The 12,134-nt window shown below is 47.3% G+C and carries 9 protein-coding genes; 2 read left to right on the top strand and 7 right to left on the bottom strand.

From position 1 onward, the window contains the following. Positions 1 to 53 precede the first annotated feature (53 nt). The 5 genes from secF to queA form a co-directional block, all read right to left on the bottom strand. Entirely contained in the window at positions 54 to 1,031 is a 978-nt protein-coding gene (gene secF / locus ACO0KZ_RS12670) for a protein translocase subunit SecF (RefSeq protein ID WP_422995689.1), read from the bottom strand. Between the two features lie 52 nt (positions 1,032 to 1,083). Next, positions 1,084 to 2,952, bottom strand: a complete 1,869-nt coding sequence (gene secD / locus ACO0KZ_RS12665) for a protein translocase subunit SecD (RefSeq protein WP_422995687.1) — start codon at positions 2,950 to 2,952, stop codon at positions 1,084 to 1,086. Positions 2,953 to 3,061: 109 nt separating this feature from the next. Beyond that, positions 3,062 to 3,385 (bottom strand): preprotein translocase subunit YajC, encoded by a 324-nt coding sequence (gene yajC, locus ACO0KZ_RS12660; protein ID WP_422996047.1) that lies wholly within the window; start codon positions 3,383 to 3,385, stop codon positions 3,062 to 3,064. A 254-nt stretch (positions 3,386 to 3,639) separates the two neighbouring features. After that, complete coding sequence (gene tgt, locus ACO0KZ_RS12655) at positions 3,640 to 4,773, bottom strand: tRNA guanosine(34) transglycosylase Tgt (RefSeq protein ID WP_422995685.1); 1,134 nt, start codon at positions 4,771 to 4,773, stop codon at positions 3,640 to 3,642. A 277-nt stretch (positions 4,774 to 5,050) separates the two neighbouring features. Then, complete coding sequence (queA, locus tag ACO0KZ_RS12650; RefSeq protein ID WP_422995683.1) at positions 5,051 to 6,082, bottom strand: tRNA preQ1(34) S-adenosylmethionine ribosyltransferase-isomerase QueA; 1,032 nt, start codon at positions 6,080 to 6,082, stop codon at positions 5,051 to 5,053. A 128-nt stretch (positions 6,083 to 6,210) separates the two neighbouring features. Here queA and recG point away from each other — a divergent pair, with 128 nt between their 5' ends. Together recG and ACO0KZ_RS12640 are read left to right on the top strand one after the other, a co-directional pair. Continuing rightward, positions 6,211 to 8,289: an ATP-dependent DNA helicase RecG gene (gene recG / locus ACO0KZ_RS12645; protein WP_422996045.1), complete on the top strand. Its 2,079-nt coding sequence runs from the start codon at positions 6,211 to 6,213 to the stop codon at positions 8,287 to 8,289. A gap of 253 nt (positions 8,290 to 8,542) precedes the next feature. After that, the gene (locus ACO0KZ_RS12640) at positions 8,543 to 9,454 is read left to right on the top strand and encodes an SDR family NAD(P)-dependent oxidoreductase (protein WP_422995681.1); all 912 of its coding nucleotides are present in this window, start codon (positions 8,543 to 8,545) and stop codon (positions 9,452 to 9,454) included. Positions 9,455 to 9,489: 35 nt separating this feature from the next. Here ACO0KZ_RS12640 and ACO0KZ_RS12635 read toward each other — a convergent pair whose 3' ends face one another. Continuing rightward, the gene (locus tag ACO0KZ_RS12635; protein ID WP_422995679.1) at positions 9,490 to 10,179 is read right to left on the bottom strand and encodes a hypothetical protein; all 690 of its coding nucleotides are present in this window, start codon (positions 10,177 to 10,179) and stop codon (positions 9,490 to 9,492) included. A gap of 267 nt (positions 10,180 to 10,446) precedes the next feature. Further along, positions 10,447 to 12,012 (bottom strand): flavin monoamine oxidase family protein, encoded by a 1,566-nt coding sequence (locus tag ACO0KZ_RS12630; protein ID WP_422995677.1) that lies wholly within the window; start codon positions 12,010 to 12,012, stop codon positions 10,447 to 10,449. Positions 12,013 to 12,134: the final 122 nt, after the last annotated feature.

Raw genomic sequence — 12,134 nt, 5'->3', positions numbered from 1 at the left:
TCTTTTATACGTTTTGTTACGAAAATTGCGAAACAACAGTTAAGTGTTTAAATTTACACAACCGCTCCATCGGTTTCGTCTTTTTCTTTCACTGGCTTGAGCAAATCTTCACGTTTTACACCCAACCACATCGCGATCGCTGCCGCAACGAACACTGAAGAGTAAATACCAAACAAAATACCAATCGTCAACGCGATCGCGAAACCATGTAAAGTTGGGCCGCCAAAGAACAACATCGACAACACCATCATTTGCGTCGAGGCATGGGTAATGACGGTACGAGAGATTGTGCTAGTAATCGCGTTGTCGATAACTTCTGTCACAGTCGCTTTACGCATCTTCAAGAAATTTTCGCGAATACGATCGAAAATAACCACGGATTCGTTGACTGAGTAACCCAAAACCGCCAATACCGCTGCCAACACGGCCAAGTCAAATTCCCATTGGAAGTAAGCGAAGAAACCCAGAATAATCACCACGTCATGCAAGTTCGCGATAATCGCCGCTACCGCATATTTCCATTCGAAGCGTATCGCCAGATAAGCCATCACACCAACGATGACGAATAACAAAGCCATTAAACCATCGTGCGCTAATTCATCACCAACCTGAGCGCCAACCAAGGCTGTTCTTTGCAAAACCACGTCTGGATGATCCGCTTTTAAGGCTCCCATCACACGCTCATTTTGCGCTGTAATCATCGCATTGAGTTCTTTTTCACTTGGTTTTGCAGCGCCTTCAGCCACCTTAGGCAAAGGCATACGAATCACCACGTCTTCAGCTTTACCAAAAGCTTGCACCACAACTTCATTCAAACCCAAGGCCTTGATACTGTCGCGAATCTTGTCTGTATTCGCCGCTTGACTATAGCTGACCTCCATCGAGGTACCGCCAGTAAATTCCACCGAAAAATGCAAACTTTTCGTCATAAGAAAATACACAGCCGCAACAAAAGTTAAAGCGGAGATGACATTAAAAATCAGCGCATTGCGCATGAAAGGTATGTCGCGTTTAATTCGGAATAATTCCATGATAAATCCCTAAATCTTTTCTGTAATTGACTAAGTGCTGAGCGGACTACGCTTAATCAGCAGGTTTCCAAATCTGACCAATAGAAACGGAAGCCAATTTCTTTTTGCGTCCGTACCAAAGATTGACCACACCACGCGAAACAAATACCGCGGAGAAAATCGAAGTCAAAATACCCAAGCAATGCACAATCGCAAACGCTTTAATCGGACCAGAGCCAAATACCAGCAAGGCTAGACCAACGATCAAAGTCGTCACGTTGGAATCGAGAATCGTCGCCCACGCGCGGTCGAAACCTTGCAGAATCGCGTTTTGCGGTGAATTACCAGCACGAAGTTCTTCTCGAATACGTTCATTAATCAAGACGTTGGCATCAATCGCCATACCCAGTGCCAAGGCAATCGCCGCCATACCTGGCAAGGTCAAAGTCGCCTGCATCACCGACAAAATACCAACCAGCAATAGCAGATTCACCGCTAAGGCAAACACGCTGAAGAAACCGAACATCATGTAGTAGATAATCATGAACACGGCAATAGCAGCAAAACCGTACATGGTGGAGTGAATACCCTTCGTGATATTTTCCGCACCGAGTTGCGCACCAATGGTGCGTTCTTCTATGACTTCCATAGGTGCAGCTAAAGCACCTGAACGTAATAGCAATGCGAGTTCATTTGCTTCATTGGTAGAACGCATGCCCGTGGTTTGGAACTTATTACTAAATACACCTTGAATCGTTGCGACTTGCAGAAGTTCGCCTTTGCCTTTTTCAAACAAAACGAAAGCCATTGGCTTACCGACGTTTTGGCGTGTCGTTTCACCCATGCGACGACCACCTTCGCTATTCAAATCGATACTCACTGCCGGTTGTTGATTTTGGTCGAAACTCGCCTGTGCACCTGTGATCGCATCGCCAGTTACAATTGGCTCTTTATACAAAATTGCTGGTCCGCCACGTCCCACTTTGATCATTTCAGAACCAAATGGCACGGCCGTATCTTCCGTCACCGGACCAATCACACTTTGATCGACCAAACGCACTTCTAAGGTCGCAGTCCTGCCGATGATGGATTTAGCACGTGCTACGTCCTGCACGCCTGGCAATTGCACGACAATACGATCTGCGCCTTGTTGCTGAATAATCGGCTCTGCAACACCAATCTCATTCACACGCTTGGACAATGCTGCAATATTTTGCTTCACGCCCTCGTTCATCAGGTTCGTCAAAGCATCTGGTTTCACCGTTACTTTGATCGACAAGTCTGCATTATCCGGTGTGGCCGCATTATCGAGTAAATTCACGTCATTCATTTGGCGTGCGATGACGTCACGCGCCTTTTTGAGTGTATCAGCGTCACGGAATTTGATGGTCACCGAAGAGGCATCGCGAGAGATACCAGCATGGCGCACTTCTTTATCTTTCAAGGTGCTGCGTATGCTTGATTGCAAGGCGTTCAAACGATTATTTAATACGGCCGACGTATCGACCTTCATCAAGAAATGCACACCGCCGCGCAAATCCAAACCTAAGTACATAGGGAAAGCGTGCAGCTTTTGCATCCACTCTGGCGTATTCGGCAACAAGTTTAAAGCGACGGTATAAATGGGATCAGTAGGATCAAGGTTCAAGCCTTTTTCCAAGGCAGCTTTCGCCTTGAACTGCACATCGATATTCGCAAAACGTGCGCGTACTGAGCCTTGAATACCATTGTAGTCATAGGAGAAGCCAGTTGATTTGATGCCAGCATCTTTCAATACTTGTTCCACCCGCGCAATCATGGCGTTATCCACTTTGACAGTGGCTTTCGCACTATTAATTTGCACAGCGGGCGAATCACCGTAGAAATTCGGCGCTGTATATAAAGCACCAAACACCAGGGATATCACAATGATGATGTACTTCCAGAGAGGATAACGATTCATAGCGAGAGTCTAATTGAGAACAGCGGTGTGAAAACGACAGAAAACTAATTAACTAAAATAACGAAGGGGCAAACTTTTAAATTTGCCCCTTATGCCGCACCAGCGAACGTTATTTCAATGTGCCTTTTGGTAACAGTGTGGTCACTGCGCTTTTTTGTATCTGAATATCTACGCCATTACTCACTTCAACTGAAACGAAAGCATCGGTTACTTTAGTAACTTTACCCGCAATACCGCCAGCAGTGATCACTTCATCACCTTTTGCCAAGGCGTCGAGCATGGATTTTTGTTCTTTTTGACGTTTCATTTGTGGACGTATCATCACAAAATACAAAACCACAAACATCAAGATGATAGGCAAAAAGCTCATCAAAGAAGATTCAGTACCCGCTGCACCAGCAGCTTGCGCATAAGCATTAGAAATAAACACGATAAAACTCCATTTAATAATTTTTTTAAAACAAATCAGACACTTGCACGCATCTTGGGGCAATATTGAAGATTTAAAGCCCTACAATACATTTGCCAAAATGATCAGCATTTTCATGCCTAGCAACAAAGCGCAACATTCTAGCATTAGGAAGCTTAGTTTCTAATAAATCAGCCTAGACTAGAGAAAACTTGTTGTGCAAACAGTTCTTTATAGCAAATTGGGCATCACCAATAAGCAAATCAAAAGCGTTCAGCCTACACCCCGCTTGCCCGATCAGCCTTAAATTGAGCAACAAACTCAGGGAAACGGTCCTCATCCAAAGACAAACGAATCTGGCGGAACAGATCAAGGTAGTAATGCAAATTGTGGATGGTATTTAAACGCGCGCCGAGGATTTCACCTGTGCGGTGCAAATGATGCAAGTAAGCGCGGGAGAAGTTTTTGCAGGCGTAGCAGGTGCACGTTTCGTCCAATGGCGCTTTGTCTTCTTTATAGCGGGCGTTTTTGATTTTGACATCGCCAAAGCGGGTGAAAATCCAGCCGTTACGCGCATTGCGAGTTGGCATGACGCAGTCAAACATATCGATACCATTGGCCACGCCAGCGACTAGGTCTTCTGGTGTGCCTACGCCCATTAAATAATGTGGTTTGTTTTCTGGCAGTTTTGGGCCCACGTGCGACAGGATGCGCAGCATGTCTTCTTTAGGCTCACCAACGGATAAGCCGCCAATCGCCATACCATCGAAGCCCATCTCGTTTAACGCAGCGAGAGATTCGTCGCGCAGGTTTTCGAACATGCCGCCTTGTACGATGCCGAATAAAGCATTTGGATTTTCGCCGCCTTTGAATTCATTCATAGAGCGTTGTGCCCAGCGCAAAGACATGCGCATGGATTTACCGGCTTCTTCGCTGGTGGCCGGACGACCGTCAATTTCATACGGCGTGCATTCGTCGAATTGCATGACGATGTCGGAATTCAAAGCACGTTGAATTTGCATGGAAATCTCTGGCGACAAGAATAAGCGTTCGCCACTAATCGGCGAGGCAAATTTCACGCCTTCTTCAGTAATCTTGCGCATTGCGCCAAGTGAGAACACTTGAAAGCCACCAGAGTCCGTCAAGATAGGTTTGTCCCAACCCATGAAATCATGCAGGCCGCCAAACTTATTGATGACGTCTAAACCCGGACGCAGCCACAGGTGAAAGGTATTACCCAAAATAATGTGGGCGTCGATTTCTTTGAGTTCGAGCGGCGACATCGCCTTCACAGAACCGTAGGTGCCGACCGGCATAAAAATAGGCGTTTCGATCACGCCATGATCGACGGTAATTCGACCACGACGCGCAGCAGTGGTTTTGTCTTTTTTGAGTAATTGAAATTGCAGCATAGGATTTACCGACCTAAAAAAAATGAAACTAGAAAATTAAAAGCTTAACTTCGGAGGCAAAGAATCGAGATTCACCATTTAGATAAGCTCAGCACTACTTGTGTCATCCCTGCGTAGGCAGGGATCCAGTGTCTTTCGGCTGTTACGCCGCTAGATTCCCGCCTTCGCGGGAGTGACGACAAATCAATCAAGAGATTAGCTAACCGCATCGTAGACATCACAAAAGTTCCAACAAAATGTCTCTGCGTACTCTGCGCCTCTGCGGTTCAAAGTTTTTTTACGAACGATTGGTGAGCAACATCGCATCACCATAACTAAAGAAACGATACTTTTGCGCGATTGCATGTGCATACGCCTCACGTATCGCATCGTAACCTGCAAACGCTGATACCAGCATCATTAGTGTCGATTTTGGTAAATGGAAATTCGTAATTAAACGGTCCACAGTTATGAAACGATAACCGGGCGTGATGAACAAACAAGTATCGTCACTGCCGGCTAACAATTCACCAGTTTGCGAAGCTGATTCAATCGCCCGCATACTGGTAGTGCCGACACAGACCACATTTTTGCCAGCGGCTTTGGTCGCGCGTACTGCCGCTGCGGTTTCTTCTGGTACGGTGTACCACTCGCTATGCATATCGTGCTTGCTTAAGTCTTCGGTACGCACAGGCTGAAAAGTCCCAGCGCCCACGTGCAGAGTTACGAACGCGAGTTGTATGCCTTTGGCTTTACATTTTTCCAAAAGCGCTTCGTCAAAATGCAGACCTGCAGTCGGTGCTGCGACAGCGCCAGGCACACGTGAATACACGGTTTGGTAACGCTGCTCATCGAAATCATCGGCTTCATGATTGATATACGGCGGCAGCGGCAAGCGACCGTATTTTTCTATGAGTTCAAACACATCACCTGGGAAATGCAGTGTAAAAAATTCACCTGCGCGCTCACCAACCGTCACATCAAACGCATCCGCCAGGCGGATTTTGCTACCAAGCAAAGGCGATTTAGAAGCCCGCATTTGTACATGTACGATATGTTCATCATCTGTATTTTTGATCACACGCTCGACCAGCAGTTCGACTTTACCGCCAGTCTCTTTGGCACCAAAAAAACGCGCTTTCAAGACGCGTGTATCGTTAAATATCAACAAATCACCCGCATCGAGTTGATCAACGATATCGGTAAATGTTCGGTCAACGATGCCCGTATAACCCACGTGTAACAGGCGTGAAGCGGTACGATCTGGCAAAGCAGTTTGCGCGATCAGTTCGGGTGGGAGTTCAAAATCAAAATCACTGAGTGAGTACATAATTACACCAAAATAAATACAAACTAACGGCGCGGGTTGCACCCGCCCTACGAAAAATCCCCTTTACTGTATAAAAAACCAGTAAAATCTTGCAAATTCCTTTTTTGATTAACCGGCTATTTTACCCTATGTCAGCAAGTGCACCTACTCAGCCTGCCAGCAAGAAGAAAGCTGCTCCTGCCAAGCCAGTGCGCTTGGAAGAGAAATTTGCCAAACTAGGCCTGCGTTCTGACATGGATTTCGCTCTGCATTTACCGATGCGCTATGAAGATGAGACTGAAGTCGTGTCCATGCGCGATGCGGGTTTTCGCGGTGGCAGTTCGGTGCAAGTTGAAGGTGAAGTCACCGAATGCGACATTCAATATCGACCACGTCGGCAACTGGTTGTGACGATTAGCGACAATACCGGACAAGTTGTCTTACGCTTTTTAAATTTTTACGGCAGTCAGATCAAGCAGATGGCGGTCGGCATGCGAGTGAGAGCACGTGGCGAACTTCGCCACGGTTTCTTCGGCGCCGAAATGGTGCATCCGATCTACAAAATGGTGAACGAAGGCGCGGCGCTACCGACCTCGCTGACGCCGGTGTATCACGCTGGCGATGGTGTCTCGCAGACCATGCTGCGCAAAGCAATTACTAGCGCGCTCAATAAAGTGCAATGGTACGACACGCTCTCCCCTGTTCTGCTGCAGGAAATGGGCTTGCAAGATTTTGAATCGGCAGTGAAATTACTGCACAACCCGCCACCTGATGTCGATCAATACGCCTTGCTGGAACACGAGCATCCGGCTTGGGAGCGCATGAAGTTTGATGAGCTCTTAGCACAACAGCTCTCACTCAAGCGCGCCCAGGCCTCACGTCGCTCGCAGGGCGCGACTGCTTTGCCTATTGTTGGGACATTGACGCATGCGTTCTTAGCGACCTTGCCGTTCAAATTAACTGGTGCCCAAGAGCGCGTATTGGAAGAAATCCGTGCCGATCTCAAACAAGATTTCCCTATGCAAAGATTACTGCAGGGTGATGTGGGTAGTGGGAAAACCATCGTTGCCGCGCTCGCCGCTACGCAAGCAATTGACAGCGGCTATCAGGCTGCCTTAATGGCACCGACCGAGATTTTGGCGGAACAACATTTTCGTAAAGTCGCTGGTTGGTTAGAACCACTTGGCGTTAAGACTGCATGGCTGACCGGTAGTTTAAAGAAGAAAGAGAAAGAGCAGGCAAACGCCCTCATCGCTTCCGGTGAAGCACAACTGGTGATTGGTACCCATGCGCTGATTCAAGACAGCGTGCAATTTGCCAAGCTGGGTTTAGTCATCGTCGATGAACAGCATCGCTTCGGTGTGGCGCAAAGACTTACGCTACGCAACAAAGCAGAAGCGGGCAAAATTCCGCATCAATTGATGATGTCGGCCACGCCAATACCACGCACGCTGGCGATGACCTATTACGCAGATCTGGAAGTCTCGGTGATCGATGAATTACCACCGGGGCGCACACCGATTGTGACGCGGGTGGTCGATCAAAATCGCCGCGACGAGGTTATAGAACGCGTACACGCCGCCGCGCAAGAGGGCAAGCAAGTATATTGGGTCTGCCCTCTGATCGAAGAATCCGAAGCCCTGCAATTACAAACCGCAACTGACACGCACGCGATGCTCAGTACCGCATTGCCCGACTGTCGCATTGGTTTAGTGCACGGCAAACTCAAACCCGCCGAAAAGCAAATCGTGATGGATGCCTTCACTCGCAACGAAGTACAAGTCTTGGTGGCAACGACCGTGATTGAGGTCGGCGTCGATGTACCTAATGCGAGCCTGATGGTGATCGAACATGCGGAACGCTTTGGACTATCCCAGTTGCATCAATTGCGTGGGCGTGTTGGTCGCGGTGCTGCCGCCAGTGTTTGTCTGCTGCTATACCAAGGCCCTCTCGGTCACACCGCGAAACAACGATTATTGACCATGCGCGAAAGCACTGATGGATTTGAAATTGCGCGTAAAGATTTGGAGCTGCGTGGCCCTGGTGAATTCTTAGGTGCGCGACAATCGGGCGAAGCCTTGCTGCGTTTTGCCAATCTGGAGAAAGACCAGTATTTAGTGGAGAAGGCACGCAATCTAGCTGTGCAATTATTGGCACATGATATGACTACGGTGGAAGCACATTTACAGCGCTGGATGGGGCAACGTGAAGAATTCTTGCGTGTTTAGTAGTTGATCCATATCAGCTAGATGTGTTTCTCGAAAAAATTCTAAACTCTCTTGGTATTTTTTCAGTTATCTTATAGCTTATGCCTTTAGGAAGCGTGATGACGGTGGAAGCATTTCTTGATTGCTCAGCGCCGCACATCCCAAACCCAGCATCGGCGATTTGCCACTTGTGGGATAAAGAAGTGCAAACACAGAATTTCAACTTTAATTCTAATTTTTACCTTATTTTTAATTTAGTCAAACAGGAGTCCGCATGAGCTTAGATTTTTCAGGTCGCGTTGCTATCGTAACTGGTGCTGGTGGTGGTCTTGGTCGTGAACACGCTTTAGCTCTTGCCAAGCGCGGCGCCAAAGTGGTGGTCAATGATTTAGGGGGTGCACGCGATGGATCAGGCAGCTCTGCAACGGCTGCACAAGCGGTGGTCGATGAAATCATAGCGGCTGGCGGCGAAGCAATTGCGAACAGCGCCTCAGTCACCGACTTTGCGGCAGTCCAAGCCATGGTGCAAGCGACTTTAGATAAATGGGGGCGCATCGACATCCTGATCAATAACGCTGGTATTTTGCGTGACAAATCTTTCGGCAAAATGGAACTCGATGATTTTAAATTGGTCATCGACGTACACCTGATGGGCAGCGTGAATTGTTGTAAGGCGGTATGGCCTGTTATGACGGCGCAAAATTATGGTCGCATCATGATGACAACCTCATCTTCCGGCCTATACGGAAATTTCGGCCAATCCAATTATGGCGCAGCCAAAATGGCTTTAGTCGGTTTGATGCAAACCCTATCAATCGAAGGCGCGAAACACGATATCCGCGTCAACGCACTCGCACCAACCGCAGCAACCCGCATGACCAATGGCCTGTATCCAGAAGCCATGCTCAATGCGATACAAGCGAGCGATGTGGTACCAGCTATGTTAGTACTTGCGGCACAAGATGCACCAAACCGCACTATTTTGTGTGCAGGTGGTGGCAGTTTTGAGGCCGCGCATATCAGCTTAACCAAGGGCGTTTATTTAGGGCGCGGTGATGACATTGATGAACAGCTGATGGCGCATCTGCAAGAAGTCAAAAACAACGAAGGCCAAATCGTTCCTGAAAACGGTATGGCGCAAGGGCATCATGAAATAATGGCGGCGATGGGCGCAAATCGAGACTGACGATCCTGAAATCATTGCGGCTTACTACCGAGGTGTCACTTAGTCTGTTTTTCAATTTCTGAGTACACCTCGGTCACGCTCATCGCCTTAGTAGCAATGGGTGCGTCAAGTAAATTTGCGTATAGTTTCAATTGAAAATTTAATTTCTTGACTTCATCATCTGGTACTACTGGTAAGCTGTAGCGCACACTTTGCCAACGAACAGTTGACATATCGGTCGCCGAGGCTTCTACCATTCCAGCAGAATCTCGGGTATAGGCCAAGGCAAAACCGAATTGCGCAAGGTCAAAAGTCGACTTCACAGAATTGGGAAAACCCGTTAGATGCTCAATTTTTTTGTAATAGTCTGTTTTCCCTAATGCAGAAAAACTCAAACTTCCCTCATAAACATCCACCCTTGGCGCAGCATTAGAGCTATCCACAATTCCATTTACTCTCTGCAAAGTTAAAGTGCTACCGCTGCGCCTCACATCCAGATTAATCATCTCATATTGACGTCGTAACATTGGGGGAGCTGTTTCTGGTGTTTTAGTCAAACTACCAGAAGCAATAAATAATTCACCGGTATCGCAATTTTGAGGGGTAAACACAAACTTAGTGCCGTTAAAGCTACGGCTAATTTTCCCGCCTTTCAGGCAATCGCTCACCAGCATATCAGTTGTGGTTTCACTCCAGAATACATCAGAGCGGATATCTCGCGACAAAAAATTGAAAATTTGCGACATCCTTTGATCCGCAATATTAGTAGCTACAAAAACCTCTACCATATTTTGCGCATTAACTTGCTTTGATGCTGTAGGCAAAAAGTAGAGGTAAGAAACACACACACGAAGCGGTAACTTTAATCAAGAATTTCATAAGAAGCTTTCAATTTGAATGAGGTAACCCTAACAACAATTACATCACAAAAATAAAGAAAAAGCTTCTCTTTTAAATACAAAAATAGAGATACGATCAGTTCACCTATTCCAAATAAAACGTACCGCTATTTTTTAGCTTTGTTCGTCAAGGTCTACATCAACAACAGCAACTGGCGCAATCCCCGCCAAAGCCAACTCACAGCTATTCAAAGCGCCTTCAATAAAGCCTTGATAATCCGAATACGCTTCGCCAACAATGTGCACGTTCTTGGCACCCGAGCCAAAATCAAAAGCTTTAAATGCTTCCATCACGCGCCATGAACGCACGCCTGGTTGCCAGCCGTGATTTGCAGCGCCATACGGTGCGCGAGCCCAATCGCGTATACCGTATGTCAATATCGAATTTTTGATGTACGCAGTTGATTCATCGACCGATTGATGGCTGAATAAATCTTTCGACTGTGCCGTCAAATGTAAGCCTGCAGCTGGATTATCCGGCGTATTCACGACTCTATGCACATCGCGGGCGATGAACAAAGAAAAGGCATCGACGATATTCACATTCTGATCGATCTCCGCACGATCATGTTTGTACGGCTCGGTCAGATAATGCTTCCAAAATTCTGTCGTCGGTCTATCCATGTACAGTAAGATCATGCCGTGACCATCGTGATCCGCATCCGGGGCGCGGCGGAAATAATGAATCTCGCGGGTCGGCATGCAATTCGCATATTGTTGCGGACGCTGATCGTAATCCCACCAAGGTTTATCGGTAACGAAGAAGACTTTCAACATCGGAAAACCATTCACACTGTCTAGCTGTTCGCTGATATGCATTGGTAAAGAATTTGCCAGTTTCAATAAAGGCAATCGCGGCAGGGCCAAAATTAATCTATCCGTTTGCAATTGTATGGTGCCGTTTTCAGTAGCGACATCAACCTCTATGCGTTTCTGACCTAAACCTACTGGACGGAAGGCTAACAAACGGTGTGCACCCGCCGAAGTGACATTTGGATGACTGCGCAAACGCTCCAATAAACGCTCTGTGAGTCGGGCTGAACCACCAGCAATACTCGCCAGTTGTTGACCGACTGTTTTTAAAGCGCGCAGCCACCAGATTATCCATTCAATCGCATTCAGATTTTCTGGAATCATGTGATAAAAGGTACCTGTGTCGCGCAGCTTCACTAGAGCTCTATGGCTCAAGACATCCTGGCTCGACAAGGCATTCCAAAACCCCATATTCCATAAAGGCTGACCACGCAATTGCGCGTGCTTACGCATTTGATTGAAATCTTGTTCCGTCAAACTATCTATCCAGGCCTGATCATTAGGGTCACGTCCCATCACTAGCATGATGCCGCGCTTCAGTAACTGCAGCGAATTTAGTCCTTGTTCTTCTGGCGACAAATCTTGATCAGGCATCACCATTTCTTCCGCACTAGGTCCGGAAAAATCCACTAAATCAACACCAAGACTAGCGCATAGCCGCGCAAAACGTGGCTGCAAAGTCGGCTCAAAACGCATAGGGCCGTATTCAGCGATAAAGCCATCCATCTCCTCCGTTTCGATGCGCCCCCCCCAGCGGTCGGCCGAACCTTCTAAAACCAAAACCTGATGCCCCGCATCGGCCAATTGCAATGCGCAATAAAGACCAGAGATACCGCCACCTGCGATGATGATAGGTGTAGTTGTCATGCTTATTTCCTTAACGAATACGCATCTTTCGCGTGATGGCGACATTATAAAGACAAAGCTCGCCAAAACTCGTGATGTTTTTGTGAGAACTCACTACGACAATATCAACTCATTCCGCTGCT

The organism is Undibacterium sp. Di24W, assembly GCF_049340325.1.
Classification (GTDB): domain Bacteria; phylum Pseudomonadota; class Gammaproteobacteria; order Burkholderiales; family Burkholderiaceae_D; genus Undibacterium.
The sequence above is the reverse complement of the archived record's forward strand: the minus strand, read 5'-3'. Positions and strand labels throughout refer to the sequence as shown.